This window comes from Tenacibaculum litoreum (assembly GCF_964513915.1).
Lineage (GTDB): Bacteria > Bacteroidota > Bacteroidia > Flavobacteriales > Flavobacteriaceae > Polaribacter > Polaribacter litoreum.
The window spans coordinates 445,715-465,288 of sequence record NZ_CAZEQS010000004.1; the positions used below are offsets into that span (position 1 = coordinate 445,715).

Genomic DNA, 19,574 nt, shown 5'->3' on the forward strand with positions numbered 1-19,574 from the left:
ATGAGTACTTCAAGGAAAATAAAAGTAGTTATTACCATTGTTGCTTTGCTTGTAGGTTATTGGTTACAACAAAAAGAAGAAGTTAAGAACTCTTCTCAACCTACAACAGAAACAGCCAGTAATAAAGCTAATAACTTCAATTACTTTCCTACCTCAACAACTGGAGTCATTATAAAACATAATGGCTACCAGTTATCATATAGTGAAAAGCATGAGCAAGCTGAATGGGTTGCTTATCCTTTAAATAAAAGTGATATTGTTTATACCAATCGTAAACGTCCTTTTTTTATTGTAGACCCAAAGGTAAAGACAAAATCTGCCGATTGGAGGAATTATAAAAGATCTGGTTACGACAAGGGACACTTATGTCCTGCAGGTGATAGACGCGCCTCTAAAAGTGCTCATGATGAAACTTTTTACACTTCAAACATTTCTCCTCAAAACCATGAATTTAACGCTGGAATTTGGAATAAATTAGAGCAAAAAACTCGTTATTGGGCTAAAAAGTATAATCATTTATATGTTGTTACTGGTGGTATTTTAGAACCTAATTTGAAAACTATAGGAAAGGAAAAAGTAAGTGTTCCTAATTATTTTTATAAGGTTTTATTAGATTATACTCAGCCTGAAATTAAGGCCATTGCTTTTTTACTTCCACATAAGGAAAGTAATAAGTCTCTATCTGATTTTGTAGTTTCTATTGATGAATTAGAACAGAAAACAGGTATTGATTTTTTTCCTGAGTTACCTGATAACATTGAAAATCAATTAGAAGCTTCTGCTAATTATAAAAATTGGAGTTTTAGATAGGTTGAATTTCTTTATTCAAAAAAAAAGTGTCCTGCAGATATGATAACATACTACATGACACTTCTTATCAAAAACCACAAAAATTTGTGTATTTACTTAACGGGCTTTAGAGAGTTTAAATTATTAATAATCATATACTCTAATAGTACTTCTTTTGAGTAATCGTTAAACAAATTATCTGCATCAAACAAACGACTCTCTAGCCCGCTTAAATATAGCTTACTGAATAATTCAAGATCTACATCAGACCTTATTTCTCCATTCATTTTAGCTTCTTCTAGTAAATTCATTATATCTATAGAAACAACATCTGTAGTAATTTCTTTATAAGCATCGTAAGCATTAGGGTAGTATTTCTTTAACCCAAAAATAAATGAAGGTTTAAACTTTTCTACGTACTTAAAAATTACTTTATATATCTCTATTACTTTATTTAATGCTGTTTTATCAGATTTTAAAATAGGTTCTATATCAATTTTGAATTCATTTATTAATTCTTTGATACTTTCAATTATTAGTTCCTCTTTTGAAGAAAAGCAAGCATAAATAGTTTTTTTTGAAATTCCGAGTAACTCAGCTATTTCATCCATAGTAGTATGTTTACTACCAAATGCTATAAACTTTTCTTTGGCTACTTTAATAAGTTTTGACCTATTACTCATTATAATTTATTTACTTCCAACCGCCTCCTAATGCTTCATACAAATTTACTACGCTTAATAACTGATTTAGTTTGTTATTGATAACATTTAACTCAGCATTTAATGCTCTTTCTCTTGCTGTTAATAAATCTAAATAATTAGCATATCCGTTTTTTAACAGTTCTTCTGAATTTACCTCTGCTCTTCGTAAAGCCTCAACCTCATTTTGTCTGTATTCAAATTTCTCGGTTTCTGCTTTATAATCAAAAAGCGCATTTGAAACTTCATTTCCAGCAGTTAACAAAGTCTTTTTAAAACTCAACAATGCTTGTTCTTGTTGTGCTTTAGCTACCTCGTGCTGTGTTTTAATCTTTCTTTGATTGAAAATTGGTTGTGTTAAGCCTCCAATAATATTTGCAAATAAGGAGTTGGTACTTAACAACTCATCTAACTCTAAGCTTTGAAATCCACCATTTGCTGTTACTGTTAACGATGGATAAAAATTACTCTTAGCAACATTTGTCATCTCAAAAGCATTGATTAAACCATATTCAGCAGCCATAACATCTGGTCTGTTTCTTAATAATGTTGCTGGAACACCTACTTTAATAGCTGCATCTAATTGTTGTTGTGAAAGTTTACTTCTTTCAACAACTACTGATGTTCTTCCTAACAATAGATTTAATGTATTCTCTATTTTAAAAATAGCTGCTTCTAAATCAACTTTTAGTGCTTTTGCATTGTTATACTGTGCAATATTTTGATCTACTGCCACCTGATTTACCTGACCTGCATCTTTAAGAGCTTTGATAGTGTTTACACTACTTTCTCTTGTTTCAATAGTTTGTTCAGTAATTTCTAACTGAGCATCTAAAGCTATTAACTGATAATAAGTAGTTGCTATAGCTGAAACTAACTGAGTTTTCACTGCTTGGTGAGCAGCTACACTTTGTAAATAACCGGCTTTTCCTGCTCGTTTATTACTACGTATTTTACCCCAAATATCAGCTTCCCAAGAAAGATTTCCTGTTAACTCATATTGTTGTAAACTTCCATTGAAAAAAGATCCAAACTGACTGTTTTTTGCCAACTCTTGGTGTGTCGCTTTTGCTCCTACACCAATACTAGGTAAATAACCTGCTTTACCTTGTTTCATGTAAGCTTCAGCTGCAGCCATTTGTTGTATTGCTACACGGATATCTAGGTTATTTTTAAGCCCTTCATCAATATATTGTTTCAAGTGAGCATCAGTAAACATATCTTTCCAAGACACATCTGCCATTGAGATACTGTCTTTTGGTAAATTATCTGTTCTATACAAATGTTCTGTTTCCTTTAACTCAGGACGTGCATAATCCTTAGCAACAAAACAACTTTGTAAGGTTGTAGCCATTACAGCTACAACCAAGGTTTTATTTAGTATACGTTTCATAATTAATCTTCTTTAGTTTCAATAACAACTGGCTTGCTTGATACTTTTTCTTGTAACCATTGAAATACTACAAATAGTACAGGGATAACAAATACTCCTATTAAAGTACCTATTAGTAATCCTCCAGCTGCACCAGTTCCGATAGAGTTATTTCCTTCAGCTCCTACTCCTTTTGCTAATACTAATGGCATTAATCCAAGAATAAATGCAAACGAGGTCATTAAAATAGGTCTTAAACGAACTTTTGCTCCTTCAATAGCTGCATCATATAAGCTTTTTCCTTGTTTACGTCTTTGTATCGCAAATTCTACAATAAGAATCGCATTTTTAGCTAACAGACCTAATAACATAATTAAGGCTATTTGGAAATAGATGTTGTTTTCTAATCCTGCTAAATATGTTGTGTAATATGCTCCTGCTACCCCAATTGGTAATGAGAAAATTACTGATAATGGCAGTAAGTAACTCTCGTATTGTGCTGCTAATAAGAAATAAACAAACAAAATACTAATCATAAAAATAATGGTAGATTGTCCTGATGATGCTATTTCTTCTCTAGTAATTCCTGAATAAGCAACACTATATCCTTCTGGTAAATTATTTTCTGCTAGTTTATTTATTTTAGTAATTGCATCTCCTGTACTAAATCCTGGAGTTACACCTCCGTTTACTGTTACTGAGTTAAATAGGTTGAAACGATTTACCGTTTGTGGACCATATACACGCTTTAGACTTGCAAATTGGGAAATTGGTGTCATTTCTCCACTTGGCGTTTTTATAAACATGCTATTTAAACTTGCTTCATTTATCCTATCTTCTGGTAATGACTGTACGAAAACTCTAAATTGTTTTCCAAATCTACTAAAGTCTGCTGCATAGTTACCTCCAATATATCCTTGTAAAGCAGAAAGGATAGCACTTGTTGACACTCCTGCCTCTTTAGCTCTTTCTACATTAATATCTAATTCTAACTGAGGAAAACCAGTATCAAAAGAGTTAGACGCAAATGCTATTTCTGGTTGTTGATTTAAAAGACCTACAAACTCTTTTGCTGTTGCATCCATTTCTGTTAATGGTTTAGCACTACGATCTAATAATCTCATTTCAAAACCATCCGCACTACCAAAACCTGGTACACTTGGTGGTGTAAAGAAAATAATTTTTGCATCTGGTATCATCGCTGCTTTACCAAACAATTGCCCCACAATGCTTTGAACTGATTCTGCATCACTTTCTCTTTCACTCCAGTCTTCTAGAATAATAAACCCCATTGCATATGAACTACCTGAACCAGAGAAGAAGTTTCTTCCGCTAATAAATGATGCACCTTTTATTCCTTCAATTCCTTTGATGCTTTCGTATAGTTTTTCTGTTACTTCGTACGATCTATCTAATGAAGAACCTGCTGGTAATTCAGCATTCATAAACACTACACCTCTATCTTCTGATGGTACAAAACCTGTAGGTATTGTATTACTTGCCCATACAATGGCTAAAACACTTAATCCTAAAATACCTGCTGTTACCCATTTATGTTTTACTAAAAATCCTAAAGACTTGGTATATTTATTAGTTACCGCGTTAAATCCAGCATTGAAAGCATCATAAAATCGTTGTAACAATCCTTTTTTCTTATGATCGTCGTTGTGTGGTTTTAATAACAATGCGCTTAAAGCTGGTGTTAATGTTAATGCGTTTACTGCAGAAATTAAGATGGCAACCATTAACGTTACTCCAAACTGCTCATAAAACACCCCTGATGGCCCCTGTATAAAAGTAATTGGTACAAATACAGCCATCATTACTAAAGTAATTGATACAATAGCTCCACTAATTTCACTCATCGCAGAAATTGATGCTTTTTTTGCACTTTCTGCTCCGTCTTCCAGTTTAGCGTGTACTGCTTCTACTACCACAATGGCATCATCTACCACAATTCCAATTGCTAAGATTAAAGCGAATAAGGTTAGCAGGTTGATAGAGTATCCAAATAAATTAAGGAAAAAGAATGTACCAATAATTGATACTGGAACCGCTATTGCTGGTATTAAAGTAGATTTAAAATCTTGTAAGAAAATAAACACTACAATAAACACTAATAAAAAGGCTTCTATTAAAGTGCTTTTTACTTTGTTTACAGATGCTGTTAAGAATTTATTCGTGTCATAATTAATTATGTAATCTAATCCTTCTGGAAAATCTTTCTTTAAGTCTTCTAGTTTTACATAGATGTTTTCAATGATTTCCTGTGCATTAGACCCAGGTGTTTGGAAAACACCAAAGTTAAGTGCTGGATTTCCGTTTGTACGTGACAATGACGAATAAGAAAATGCATCCAATTCAACTTTTGCTACATCTTTAACACGTAAAAACTGCCCGTTACCTAAAGCTTTTACAACAACATTTTCATATTCTTTTGCTGTTTTATATCGTCCTTTATACTTGATTACATATTCAAAAGACTCTCCAGAGTTTTGACCTAAAGATCCTGCTGCTGCTTCTAAACTTTGTTCGTTAATTGCTGCTATTACTTCTCTAGGTTCTAACTTATACGATGCCATTTTTGCTGGATCTAACCATACGCGCATCGAATAGTCCTTTGCTCCAAATACATTTACAGCCCCTACTCCAGAAACACGTTGTAATTCTGGTTTCACATTTATATTCAAGTAATTCTGAATAAAAACATCATCGTATTCAGGGTTTGTTGAAAATATAGCTGCATATAAAAGTGCCGAGTTTTGTTGTTTTGCTGTAATAACTCCTGCTCTTGTAACTTCAGAAGGTAATAAAGCATTAGCTCTAGCAACTCTGTTCTGTACGTTTACCGCAGCAATATCTGGGTCGTAACCTTGTTCAAAAAATACTTGAATACTTGCTGTACCTGTATTACTCGCTGTAGAGGTCATATAAGTCATTCCTTCTACCCCGTTTATTTGTTCTTCTATAGGAACAATAACACTTTCTAAAATTGTTTCGGCACTCGCTCCTGGATAAGAAGCTGTAACCTGCACCGTTGGTGGTGCTATATCAGGATATTGCGTTACCGGTAATTGTGTTAATGACAGTACCCCTAATATTACTATGATAATAGAAATTACTGTAGAGAGTACCGGACGCTCTATAAATTTTTGTAACATGTTTTTCTTTATTATTTAAATACCGTATCGAATGAGTTAACTATACTATCTAAAGGTGTTGGAACTGGTTTAATTTTTGCTCCAGAACGTACTTTATTTAAGCCTTTAGCTAAAATGGTTTGTTCTTTTGTTAATCCTGACTTTACCACATAAAGCTTTCCTACTTGCGCTTCAACTTCAATAGTTTTTTCAGCCAAAGAATCATTATTTACTGTATAAACATACACCTTACCTTGACGTTCAAATGTAGATTCTGAAGGTATAATTAACGCATCATTATGTACTTTAGGTATTAAAATTGTACCACTACTTCCGTTACGTAACAAACCTGCTTTATTATCAAACTTTGCTCTAAAACTAATAGTACCTGTTTGCTGATTAATATCTCCTGCAATGGTTTTAATAACTCCAGTTTGCTCATACTCTTTTCCGTTAGCTAACAATAACTTTACTGGTGGTAATTTTTTAATTTTTTCATCCATTGTCTCTCCTTCTGCTAAGGCAATAAAGTTTAAAAACTCTTTTTCATTCATAGAAAAGTATGCATATACATTTTTTATAGAGGCTACCTTTGTTAAAGGCATTGCACTTTGTGCACTTACTAAAGCTCCTTTTCTGTAATTAATTGAACCTACAAATCCATTTACAGGACTTTTTATATTTGCATAGTTAATATTTGCAACAATACTGTTATAAGTACTTTTAGCCTGAGCTAAACTTGCCTTAGCTGTTTCTAATTGAACTGGACTAATAATATTCTTTTCTACTAATGGCTTTAGCTTATTAACTTCTACTTGTGCAGTGTTTACAGCCGCTTTTGCAGCTTCAGCATCTTGACTTAACGATTGTGTTTCTAACTTAAACAACAATTGTCCTTGCTTAACCTTTTGTCCTTCTTTTACTAAAACATTTTTTACATATCCAGAAACCTTTGGTCTTATTTCACTATTTACTTCACCTTCAATAGTTACTGGGTAACTTTGATAATTTGTTATTGTTTTTTCAGCAACCTTTACTACTGGAAAAGGTAGCGCTGGCATTTGTTGTTGGTTTTGTTGTTGTTTTCCACAGCTTGTAAAAAATAATGCAACAATGCTAAGAATAGCAATACCGTATATAGATTGATATTTCATTTTATATATAATAATTAGTGTTTGTGGTTTATAATTTTTTCTTTCAGTTTAGTAATAGATTCAATAGCTCCGTCTAAAAACTCAATAAAACTATCATGAAAACCTAGATCAAACCTGTCTTCTTCTTTCAATGTTCTATTAATATCTTCTTTATATTCTTTAACTTCTAGGTGTAGCTCTTTTTCTCCTTCCCATTCTTCTACCATATTGCTAATTCCTTGTAGCATGGTGTCACTATTAAGGATAAAGTATTTTTTCCTATCACCTGTTTTTGTAAAGTAACTTACTTTCTTCAACCCTTGTAAATGATTAAGGTGTGTTGAAATTGTACTTTTACTAGCACAAAGACCAGACACTAAATCTTCAAAGGTTGTTCCTTGTTTTCCTGTTAAAATAATATGTGAAAATATCCTTGCCGCCACTGGTGCTAGCTGTTCTTTTTTCTCTAAAAAAATACCTAGCTTCTCAACTAATTCACATTTTCTCTTTTCTACTTGATTCATCTTCATTAAAATTTACTATGCAAAAATAAGTTTAGTTCGGAACAAACCGAACTAAACGAAGTTAAAAAAATGTTAATACATTCTTAATAAAAATTGTAAGTAGTCATATTAACACTCTTAGCTAAGTAACTTTCTGAATTAAATAATTCTTACTGAATGAGATGCCTTAAATTAAAACAAAGTTGTTTTGAAAAATAAAAAAACAACAACAAAAAGAAACAAACATAGTTTAATCTATTTTATTTTAATTATTTTTTTACTATATTCACAAAAGATTAATAGATTAAATAGTTATTCAATAAAAATAACTTGCGTTTTTCTCTTAATAAAACCCCTTAAAGTTAAAATGCTATTTACTGTCAGTAATTAACTACTGATTGTTGAAAACTAAGTAATTTCCTATTTTGGTTTTACTGGTACACAATTAAGTTTTTTTAATTTAAGTCTCTCAAACCATGATTACTTATCTCTTACCTCATCAAAAAGGTTAGCTATAATTAATACTATTATTTCTCACCAAGATTTTTAAATCGACCTACTGCTATTTCAACAACCATGCTGTTGCTTATTAGGTTACCATTATTTGGTAGTCGTACAACTACATCTTATACTCATAACTAATTATACCCCCCGTAAAATGAACTCTGAATTATTGCTTTGTTAAAAAACTAGCTATTACACCTTAATATTTAAAAGCTATTTATCAACATTTTAAACTAATGTAATGACTGCCTGTGTCCAAAAACCACTATTAGGACTTGACGGCTCTTTTTACAATGTCTAACCAATCAACTATTATGAAAAGAATTACCCAAACGTACTTAACGTTGCAAAATATTTGCATACAATTCAAATTCACTTCAATACTTTTCTTGTTTTTGACTCTTTCTTCTTTTTCTGAAAAAAGTATTGTAAATAATATTAATTATTTTCCACCCATAACTGTTCCTTGTAACACCGATTCTCCAGTTGCAATTGTTTCATCTAGTTTTACCGATTTAACTGTAACTGAAGATACTGATGGTCTTTGTTTATTGGGATGTGGAATTTCTGATCTTAATAATTTAACAGATTCCGATCTTACAAATTACACCTCAGTTTCTACATTACTAGACCTAGGAGTAACTCATACAATAACAGTAACAGACAATACTACAGATGAATTTTTTGAAGCTGGTAGTTATGCAGGTTTTTTAATAGAAAACGGTTCTGTTGCTCAAATAGACTTGCTCGGTGCTATTACCGTAAAAACATATTTAAACGGAGTTGAACAAGAAACAAACTCTGGAACTTCCTTAGTAACACTAGATAGCTCTTTACTTAATAATGATCAGTTTTATGTAGGCTTCTACACTACATTAGATTATGATAGTATTGAGATATCAATAGCTAGCTTAGCTGGTATTGCTTCTAACACCTTTATTTATTATCCTGTTACCAATAGTTTTTGCGTTGGTCCTAATTTAGAATCTAACACCCCTACTTTAATAAATAAACCAGATTTTCCAGCTCGTATTGTTGATGAACATACTGGAATGGGTGGTGTTTTAAATGTTGGTACAGTTACAAACACCAATTCGGCTATAGATTCAAACAATAATACATATGCTAGTATTGACTTTACTTTAGGTGTTATAGCTACTGGAAGTATTTCTATAAAAGATGAATTAACAAACTATCCTGCACAAACTTATGTAGGTTTTGATATTGAAAATGCTTCTGTTTTAAATCTTGAACTACTTGATGGAATTACCATAACAACTTATTTAGATGGCGTTCAACAGGAAGTAAAAACAGGTAGTTCTGAATTATTATCAGTAGACAGTGGTTTATTATTTACTGGTACTGAACGCTCTCAAGTAGGTTTTTTAACTTCATTACCCTTTGATGAAGCTCAATTATCCATTCAACAAACTCTTTCTTTAGACTTAGGAAGTACCCGTGTTTACGGTCTTATATTAGAAGCCTTTAGCGAAGGGGATTTAAATTGTGATACTGCTACATTATTAAATAATCCTTCACATCCTGTAATAATCAACAATACAAATACAGGTGTAAACGGAGTAGCTTGTGTTGCCTGTGAAGTAGACAATGCAACAAATGTTATTAGTGAAAGTGAATCTGACTTTGCTATGATAAATGTAACTGCAGGCGTTGCCAGTACAGCCTCTATTTCAGTTGAAAACATTTTAAACAATTTTCCTTCAGGAAGCACTGCTGGATTTGTTATTAGAGATACAAACGACTTATTAGAATTAGACCTTTTAAATTCTCTGACTATAACCACTTATTTAGATGGTTCTATACAAGAAACACAATCTGGAAATAATTTACTAGCTCTCGAAGCATTAGGGTTAATAAATATAACTCCATCTACAACTAATGGTTTTTATTTGGTAGGATTTTCTACTTCACTTGAATACGATGAAATTCAGCTTACAGTTAGTTCACTCGCTGCTACTATTAATAGCATTGAGGTTTATGGTAGTTATGTAGACAACTCCATAAAAATATCAGGTAACACAATAAAAGAAACCTCTATCGGAGCTTCAGACGGAAGCATTTCTTTATCTGTATCTGGAGGAACACCCCCTTACACTTATCTATGGAATCCTGGAGGTCAAACATCTTCTTCTATTTCTGGATTAACTCAAGGAAGTTACAATGTAACAGTAACAGATGCAAACGGATGTCAATCTACAGCAGAGTATATTATTTATACAGATGGCGTACAATCCTCTATTCCCTGTAATACAGAAAATCCTGTAGCTATAACAAATGATAATTTTACAGATTTAACAGTAGGTGAAAATACTTCTGGACTCTGTGTAGTAGGTTGTGGTATTTCGGATGCTAGCAACATTATAGATACAGATTCTTCTAACTTTGCTTCTGTTTCAACACTTATCGGTCTAGGAGTAACACATACACTAACCGTAACTGACAATACAGCTGGTGAATTTCTCGAGTCAGGTGGTTACGCAGGTTTTTTAATAGAAAATACTTCAGTAATTCAAGCAGACCTTTTAGATGCCATTACTATAACAACTTATCTTGACGGAGCACAACAGGAAACCAATACAAGTACTTCATTACTAGCTTTAGATAGTCCTATTTTAGGAGGTGATCAATTTTACGTTGGTTTTTACACCTCAATGAATTATGATGCTGTTGAAATCTCCTTTTCAAGTTTAGCAGGAGTTGCTTCAACAACTAATATTTATACTGCGGTAACTAATAGATTTTGTGAAGGACCTGAGTTAGTTTGTAATACCGCTACACAGCTTACCAAACCAAACTTTCCTGTAAGAGCTGTAGAGGAACACACAGGAAATGGAGGTCTTTTAACACTAGGAAGTGTTAATAACATTAATAATGCTATCGATTCTGACACTTCAAACTATGCTTCTATAGACTTGTTAGCTGGTGTGGCTGGTACAGCATCTATAGCCTATAAAAATGAAATTACCGATTACACTTCAAATACTTTTGCTGGTTTTGACATTGAAAACACCACTCTTCTAAACACTCAACTGTTTGACGCCATAACTATTTCAACCTATTTAGACGGAGTACTTGTTGAATCTAAAACGGGCACAACTGAATTACTTCCTGTATATTCTGGTTTATTATTAACAGGTAGTGAATCGGTAAGATTAGGATTTATTACCACTGCTCCTTTTGATGAAGTACAACTTTCTATAACGCAAACTCTTTCTTTAGATTTAGGTAGTACCAGAGTTTACGGAATGGTACTTCAATCTTTCTGTCCAGGAATAATTAATTGTGAGGAGCCTTACGTAATATCAAATCCTAGTAACTCCGTAATCATAAACAATGATAATACAGGAACTGATGGTGTTGCTTGTGTAGCTTGTGAGGTTGATAATGCTGTGAATGTTATATCTGAAGACAACTCTGATTATGCACTGATAAACATTGTAGCTGGTGTCGCTGGAAATGCTTCTATATCAGTTCAAGATGTACTTGTTGATTACCCTGCTGGTACACAAGCAGGATTTGTAATTAGAGACACAAACGACTTACTTCAAGCAGACCTATTAAATACACTTACAATTACAACTTATCTTGATGGTGTTCAACAAGAACAACAAACAGCAAATAATTTATTAGCCCTCGAAGCTCTTGGGTTAGTCAATATTACTCCTACAAGTACAGATAATTTTTACGCTGTAGCTTTTAATACTAGCACTACTTTTGATGAAATTCAATTAACAGTAAACTCATTAGTTGCCGCTGTAAATTCAATCGAAGTTTATGGTGGATATATCGATGCCACTAACACAACTTTTTGTCAACAAGCAGGTATTGCCTTATTAAAACAAGGTGTTTTTAATGACCTTGATGGTGATGGATGTGCCAATGAAGGAGAAACAATTACATATACGTATACCGTAACCAATACTGGTAATGTAAGTATTACAAACGTTGAATTAACCGATCCTATTTCTCCATCTCCATTAACATTGGAGTCTGGTGATACTGACGGCGATAATGAATTAGATGTTGATGAAACATGGATATACTCACTAGAATATACTATTACTCAAGACGATATTGACAATGGTTCCGTTACTGGTCAAGCTACTGTAACTGGAGTAAGTACTGGAGGAACAAACGTAAGTGACTTGTCTGATGACAATAGCATATTAGAGGACGATCCAACTGTAATTAATATATGTCAAACTGAAGACATTGCACTTATTAAACAGGGTACTATTAATGATGAAAATGGCGATGGTTGTAGTGATGATGGAGAGACAATAACTTTTGTTCTTTCTGTAATAAATACAGGAAACACAACACTAAACTCAATAGTTGTAACCGACCCTTTACTTACAGTTTCTTACAGCTCAGGAGATACTGACTTAGATAATGAGTTAGATGTTGATGAAGTTTGGATATATACAGGTTCTTATATTGTTACTCCACTAGACATTACAAATACTTTTGTGCAAAATCAAGCTACGGTACAAGCTAGTACTGTTTCTGGAGGTACAGTTAGTGATCAATCTGATGACAACAGTATTCTGGAAGATGATATCACTACTATTGATTTATGTCAAACACCAGACATTGCTATTGTTAAAACAGCCACTTTTAATGATGAAAACTCAGATGGTTGTAGCAATACCGGAGAAACAATAACCTACACAATGACGGTTACAAATCAAGGTAATACTGGTTTAATTAATGTAACTGTAAATGATCCTTTATTAGGCGGACCTGTTACATTAGATTCAGGAGACTTGAACACAAACAACACACTTGATGTAGGTGAAATATGGGTTTATACAGCTGATTATATCCTAACTCAAGGCAATATCGATAGTGGGTCAATTACTAATCAAGCTACCGCAAGCGGAGAATCATCGCAAGGTGTCGTTGTCACAGACTTATCTGATAATGATAGTGTACTTGAAGACGACCCAACACAAACTACACTGTGTCAATCCGATAGTATTGCACTTATTAAAACGGCCACTTTCAATGATGAAGATACAGATGGATGTAGCGATGTAGGAGAAACGATAACTTACAACTTCACTCTTACAAACACAGGAAATACTACCATTACTAATGTAGTACTCATCGACCCAATGCTAGGTGGTACAATTACTCTTGCCTCAGGTGATACCGATAGTGACAATCGACTTGATGTAAATGAAATTTGGAGTTACTCTGCTAATTACACCTTAAACCAAGCAAATATTGATAATGGTTCTGTAAGTAATCAAGCAACTGTTACAGGTACAAGTATTAGTGGTAATAATGTAAGTGATTTATCTGATGACAATAGTACTCTTGAAGATGATCAAACACAAACCAATCTATGTCAGTCTGATGGAATTGCCCTAATTAAAACGGCTACTTTCAATGATGAAGACAATGATGGTTGTAGTGATATAGGAGAAACAATAACTTATAATTTCACTCTTACAAACATAGGAAACACAAGCATTACGAATGTGATTCTAACCGACCCAATGCTAGGTGGTACAATTACTCTTGCCTCAGGCGATACCGATAGTGACAATCAACTTGATGTAAATGAGGTCTGGAATTATTCCGCTAATTACACCATTACTCAATCTAATATTGACAATGGTTCTCTAAGTAATCAAGCAACTGTTACAGGTACAAGTATTAGTGGTAATAATGTAAGCGATCTATCTGATGACGATAGTATTCTTGAAGATGATCAAACACAAACCAATCTATGTCAGTCTGATGAAATTGCCCTAATTAAAACTGCTACTTTCAATGATGAAGACAATGATGGTTGTAGTGATTCAGGAGAAACAATAACTTATAATTTCACTCTTACAAACATAGGAAACACAAGCATTACAAATGTGATTCTAACCGACCCAATGTTAGGCGGTACAATTACCCTTGCCTCAGGTGATACCAACAACGACAATCAACTTGATGTAAATGAAACCTGGGTTTACTCCGCTAATTACTCCATTACTCAAACCAATATTGATAATGGTTCTGTAAGTAATCAAGCAACAGTTACAGGTACAAGTATTAGCGGTAATAATGTAAGTGATTTATCTGATGATAATAGTACTCTTGAAGACGACCAAACTCAAACTACGCTATGTCAACCTAATAATAGTATTTCTCTTGAAAAAATAAGTGTTTTTAATGATACTAATGGAGATGGATATGCTAATGTTGGAGAAACCATTACATATAGTTTTATCATATACAATACCGGAGATTCGACTTTATATAACATTACTTTACAAGATAATTTACCTGGTATTACCATTAATGGCAGCACTATTTCCCAGCTATTACCTGGTGAAGTAGACAGTACAACCTTTACTGCCATTTATGTTATAACCGAACAAGACTTAACAAACGAATCTGTTACTAATCAAGCCTTAATTACAGCAGAAGATTCCTCAGGAAATTCTGTAACTGATACTTCTGACGATCCAAACAACCTAGACGATATTGATATTGATAATGATGGTGACCCAGATGATCCTACAATTACAGATTTACCTGTTGAAGAAATTGCTTTTGAAATTTTTAATGCTGTTTCTCCTGATGAGGATGGAGCAAATGACTTCTTCCGTATTAATGGTATTGAAAATTACCCTAACAATAACCTAAAGGTTTTTAATAGATGGGGTGTTTTAGTTTATCAAACTAATGCTTATGGAATTAATGGAAATTTATTTAGAGGAATATCTGAAGGACGTGCAACTGTTAGTAAAGATCAAAAACTGCCCACAGGTACATATTTCTATATACTCACACGATGGAATTCTAACCAAGAAGCTATGACTAACAAAGGATATTTATATCTAAAAAGAAACTAAAAAGCGCTAAACCTAATGAAACATTATTCTATATTACTATTAATAATTATTAGTGTAAATGTGTGTTTTTCTCAACAAGACCCACAATACACTCAATACATGTATAATACTCAAGTTGTAAACCCAGGTTATATTGGTTCAAAAAATGCTCTTGGTTTAGGTTTACTATACAGAACACAATGGGCTGGATTTGAAGGAGCTCCAAATACTGGAACTTTTACTTTTAACATGCCTTTGGGTACCTTAAAACGAAACGCAATAGGACTTTCTATTATTAATGATGAAATAGGTCCTTCTAACGAAACAGGTATTACAATAGATTATGCATACTCCTTACTTTTATCAGGGCGTTCAAGAATATCCTTTGGTATTAAAGGAGGACTGAGTATACTAGATGTAGATTACTCTAAACTGAATATATATGATGAAAACGATTGGCAATTTGCAGAAAATATTGATAAAAAAGTACAACCCCAAATAGGTGCAGGTATTTACTATAATAACGACAGACTCTACCTTGGGTTATCAGTACCTAATTTTTTCAATTCTAAACATTATAATTCAGACAGTACCAATAACAGCAATGAGGACGCTATAGCTATAGAACGTTTACATTATTTCTTAATAGTAGGTTATGTTTTCGATATTAGTGAAAACCTAAAACTTAAACCTGCAACAATGTTTAAATGGGTTAACGGGTCTCCTTTACAAGCTGATTTATCTGCAAATTTTCTATTCAACAATAAATTTACCCTTGGAGCCTCTTATCGATGGGACGCTGCAATTAGCGCCATGGCAGGATTTCAAATAACTAATCAGTTATTCTTAGGAATGGGATATGATTTTCAAACTACTGATATCGAAGACCACAGTAATGGTTCTTACGAATTCTTTTTAAGGTTTGATATCTTCAATAATCCTGAACGTATACTAACACCAAGATTCTTCTAAACCTTAATATCATGAAAAAGCATTATTTAATTTTTTACTTTTTATTTGCTTTGTTAAACACCTCTGCTTTTGCTCAAATTGCATTGGTTGAAAAGGCAAACACAAAGTATAGTACCTACGACTTTATAGATGCCCGAAAAATCTATTTAAAAGTTGTTGAAAAGAACTACGGTTCAGCTGAAATATATAGAAAGCTAGGAAACACGTACTATTTTAACAGTGATTATTCAAAAGCTGCAAAATGGTATTACAATTTAATAGATCGATTTCCAAACGAAGCCCTTACAGTTGATTATTTTAGAGCGGCACAATGTTTAAAGAGTATCAACCAACCTGAAGAAGCTGAGAAACTCATGGAAATATATAGATTTAAAGGAGGAAAAATTACTTCTTTAGATTCTTATAAAAATGTCGCTGATACTTTATTTAAAAAAGGTGTACATGACAAGCTTTTTGAAATAGAAAAAATTCCTGTTAATACAGAATATTCAGATTTTGGACCAGCTTTTTATGGTGACAATATTGTCTTTGCTTCAAGTAGAAAAAATCCAACTTTATCAAAAGAACAAACTAATGAGCTTGCTGGGTGGGATGAACAACCTTTCTTAAACTTATATCAGGTATCATTAGATAAAAACATGAATTTTGGAAAAGTAAAAGCTTTTAACAAAAATGTTAACTCTCCTTATCATGAGTCTACTGCTGTTTTTACAAAAGATGGAAACACTATGTATTTCACTAGAAATAACTACATAAATGGTAAAAAGAAAAGAGATAGAGACCATGTAGTTAGACTCAAAATATACAAAGCTACCAGACACGGAAATACTTGGGAAAATATACAAGAACTTCCTTTTAATAATGACAACTACTCTGTAGGCCACCCAACTCTTAGTCCTGACGAAAATAAACTCTACTTTTCTTCAGATATGCCTGGTAGTTTAGGCATGTCCGATATTTGGTATGTAAAAATCTTGGGTGAAGATATTTATACAAGTCCTGTAAATCTTGGTAACAAAATTAACACGGCTGAAAGAGAAACATTCCCTTTTGTAAGCGATGAAAACAACCTATACTTCTCAAGTGATGGGCATTCAGGTATGGGAGGTTTAGACATTTTTGTAACAAAATTAGAAGAAAATTCTCATGGAGAAGTTTCTACTTTTGGAGAACCTATAAACAGTCCAAAAGATGATTTTGGTTTCATTATAAAAGAAGATAGAATAGGCTACTTTACATCTAATCGTGATGGTAAAGAAGGAAGCAAGAGCGACGACATTTATCAAATTTGGGAACGTTGTGAAATTACTATTCAAGGTCCCGTAACCGACAAAAAAACAGGTGAACTTATTCCTAATGCAGAAGTTACCTTAATAGATAGTAATAATAAAGAAGTAAAAACAGTCACTGTAGGTAGTGATGCTACTTTTACTTTTCTATTGAACTGTCAAGAACAGTATACTTTAAGAGCAAAGAAAGAAAAATACCACCCTAAAGAAAAGGTTATAGAAACTCCTAACAATCCTAAAACTATAAAAATGCCTATTAAGCTAAACATGCCTTTAGCTTTAGAACTCTCAGATCCTTGTCCTCCAAATGATTTAGGATGTAGATTAACATTACAACCAATTTACTTTGATTATGATAAATCTAATATTCGTCCAGATGCAGAAATTGAATTAGCTAAAATTTTAGCTGCTTTAAAAGAATACCCTACTTTAAAAATTCATATCGAATCACATACAGATTCAAGAGGAAATGATTCTTACAATTTAAAATTATCTGAAAGTAGGGCACAAGCCACATTAAGCTGGCTATTAAAGAAAGGGATTGATATAACTAGATTAACAGCAAAAGGATATGGTGAATCAGAACTCATTAACAAATGCACCAACCAAACTACGTGTACAGAAGACGAACATCAACTCAACCGTAGATCTATGTTTATAATTAAAGAATAACTTCAAAAGCTCTTTTTGAGGAATAAATAACGGTAAAACTTCTTTTCTTAAGGGGTTTTATCGTTACTCTTCTATAACTCAACTACAAAATAGGAGCTAACAATCTAGCTAACCTCTCTGTAAAACGTATTAAAACAGGTCTATTATTCCACTGACTTAAGTCTATTTTCTCACTATTTTTTAAATCTTCCATAAAAGCATTTTTCAACTGACTTGCAAAATCTTTATCATAAACTAATGCGTTAATTTCAAAATTTAAATCAAAACTACGTTCATCTAAATTTGCTGTTCCTACAGAACAAACCAACTCGTCAAACACCATTGTTTTTGCATGTACAAACCCTTTTTTATATCTATACACCTCTACTCCTATTTCTAACACTTCTTTATAAAAAGAATTTGACACCCCATTAACTAATTTCGAATCTGAAATACTTGGCACCAATAGTTTTATTGTAACCCCACTCAAACTAGCTATTTTAAGAGCATCTAAAAAAGACGCTCTAGGTACAAAATAAGGAGTAGTAATTAGTATTTCTTTTTTTGATAATAAAATTGCTTGAATTAGCGCATACATAATATCTGGGTGATCAGAATCTGGTCCGCTAGAAATTATTTGTACTAATTGTTGATAATCACTTGGATTTTCTTGATTCTCTACAGGAAAAAGTTCTTCTTCAATAACAACATTTTGATCAGCACAAAAGTTCCAATCTGCTAAAAAAACACGTTGTAAATTTAAAACGGCAAGTCCTTTAATTTTAATATGTGTATCTCTCCAATAACAATTAAACTTATTAGGATTAATATACCTTTCTGAAACATTAACACCACCTACAAAACCAACTTTACCATCAATAACAATAATTTTTCTATGATTTCGGTAATTAATTCTATTGGCTAATAACAACCATTTAATTTTATAAAAAGGGTACGCCTCTACTCCACAATCAATTAAAGATTTCACAAACGACTTACGAATATCCTTACTTCCAAAATCATCATAAATAAAACGTATTTTAATTCCTTCTTTAGCCTTTTCTTTTAAAACATCACCTATTTGTTTACCAATAGTATCATTTTGAAAAATATAATACTCTATATGTATATGATTTTTTGCTGCTTTTAAAGCCTTTATAACCTCTGGAAATTTACATTCTCCATTTAAGAGTAAACTAACTTTATTATTATTTGTTAAAACATTTTCTTTATGTATAAACTTCGTAAGGTTATAAAAATGTCCTAAATGATTTTTAGAGGTTGATAACGTTTTCTCAGTATAATTTTTGAGTTTTTCTTTAAGTTCAAAGAAAATGTTTTTGTCAACTTCTAGCTTTTTATTGTACAGTTTATATGTTCTATGATTTATCCCAATCGTTAAATAGATAATAATACCTCCAACTGGAAATAAAATAATTAAAAACAAATAAGCTATTGCTTTTGGTGGTGTTGAGGTATTAATAATAATAACAGCAACTGTAGCAACTATAGCTACATATAAAATTATAAGTAGTGTTGTTATCAAAATAAAAATATCTTTTTGCTAAAGATATTTAAAATATTAATACAAGTTAATTTTGAAAGTCAATATCTTATCTATAATTTTAACTCATAAAAAACGTTAATAAAAAATACATTAAAC

10 protein-coding genes are annotated in these 19,574 nt (G+C 32.4%); 4 read left to right on the plus strand and 6 right to left on the minus strand.

What is annotated here, in order from left to right:
• On the plus strand, nucleotides 1-810 hold the full coding sequence (locus ACKTTR_RS13555; protein ID WP_408028349.1) for a DNA/RNA non-specific endonuclease: 810 nt from the start codon (nucleotides 1-3) through the stop codon (nucleotides 808-810).
• A 92-nt stretch (nucleotides 811-902) separates the two neighbouring features.
• Here ACKTTR_RS13555 and ACKTTR_RS13560 read toward each other — a convergent pair whose 3' ends face one another.
• Genes ACKTTR_RS13560 through ACKTTR_RS13580 form a run of 5 tightly spaced genes read right to left on the minus strand, consistent with a single transcriptional unit; the run spans nucleotide 903 to nucleotide 7,665 of the window.
• Nucleotides 903-1,472: a TetR/AcrR family transcriptional regulator gene (locus ACKTTR_RS13560; RefSeq protein ID WP_408028350.1), complete on the minus strand. Its 570-nt coding sequence runs from the start codon at nucleotides 1,470-1,472 to the stop codon at nucleotides 903-905.
• A 10-nt stretch (nucleotides 1,473-1,482) separates the two neighbouring features.
• The gene (locus tag ACKTTR_RS13565; protein ID WP_408028351.1) at nucleotides 1,483-2,883 is read right to left on the minus strand and encodes an efflux transporter outer membrane subunit; all 1,401 of its coding nucleotides are present in this window, start codon (nucleotides 2,881-2,883) and stop codon (nucleotides 1,483-1,485) included.
• A gap of 2 nt (nucleotides 2,884-2,885) precedes the next feature.
• The gene (locus ACKTTR_RS13570; protein WP_408028352.1) at nucleotides 2,886-6,023 is read right to left on the minus strand and encodes an efflux RND transporter permease subunit; all 3,138 of its coding nucleotides are present in this window, start codon (nucleotides 6,021-6,023) and stop codon (nucleotides 2,886-2,888) included.
• An 11-nt stretch (nucleotides 6,024-6,034) separates the two neighbouring features.
• Nucleotides 6,035-7,156, minus strand: a complete 1,122-nt coding sequence (locus tag ACKTTR_RS13575) for an efflux RND transporter periplasmic adaptor subunit (RefSeq protein ID WP_408028353.1) — start codon at nucleotides 7,154-7,156, stop codon at nucleotides 6,035-6,037.
• Between the two features lie 14 nt (nucleotides 7,157-7,170).
• Complete coding sequence (locus ACKTTR_RS13580) at nucleotides 7,171-7,665, minus strand: GbsR/MarR family transcriptional regulator (RefSeq protein WP_408028354.1); 495 nt, start codon at nucleotides 7,663-7,665, stop codon at nucleotides 7,171-7,173.
• A gap of 791 nt (nucleotides 7,666-8,456) precedes the next feature.
• Here ACKTTR_RS13580 and ACKTTR_RS13585 point away from each other — a divergent pair.
• From ACKTTR_RS13585 to ACKTTR_RS13595, 3 genes are read left to right on the plus strand one after another with little or no spacing between them, the layout of a single operon-like run.
• Complete coding sequence (locus ACKTTR_RS13585) at nucleotides 8,457-15,020, plus strand: DUF7507 domain-containing protein (RefSeq protein WP_408028355.1); 6,564 nt, start codon at nucleotides 8,457-8,459, stop codon at nucleotides 15,018-15,020.
• Nucleotides 15,021-15,035: 15 nt separating this feature from the next.
• Nucleotides 15,036-15,971 carry a PorP/SprF family type IX secretion system membrane protein gene (locus tag ACKTTR_RS13590; protein WP_408028356.1) on the plus strand — a complete coding sequence of 312 codons (936 nt, stop codon included), beginning with the start codon at nucleotides 15,036-15,038 and terminating at the stop codon, nucleotides 15,969-15,971.
• Nucleotides 15,972-15,982: 11 nt separating this feature from the next.
• Nucleotides 15,983-17,932 carry an OmpA family protein gene (locus ACKTTR_RS13595; RefSeq protein WP_408028357.1) on the plus strand — a complete coding sequence of 650 codons (1,950 nt, stop codon included), beginning with the start codon at nucleotides 15,983-15,985 and terminating at the stop codon, nucleotides 17,930-17,932.
• Nucleotides 17,933-18,014: 82 nt separating this feature from the next.
• Here ACKTTR_RS13595 and cls read toward each other — a convergent pair whose 3' ends face one another.
• Nucleotides 18,015-19,457 (minus strand): cardiolipin synthase, encoded by a 1,443-nt coding sequence (cls, locus tag ACKTTR_RS13600; protein ID WP_408028358.1) that lies wholly within the window; start codon nucleotides 19,455-19,457, stop codon nucleotides 18,015-18,017.
• Nucleotides 19,458-19,574: the final 117 nt, after the last annotated feature.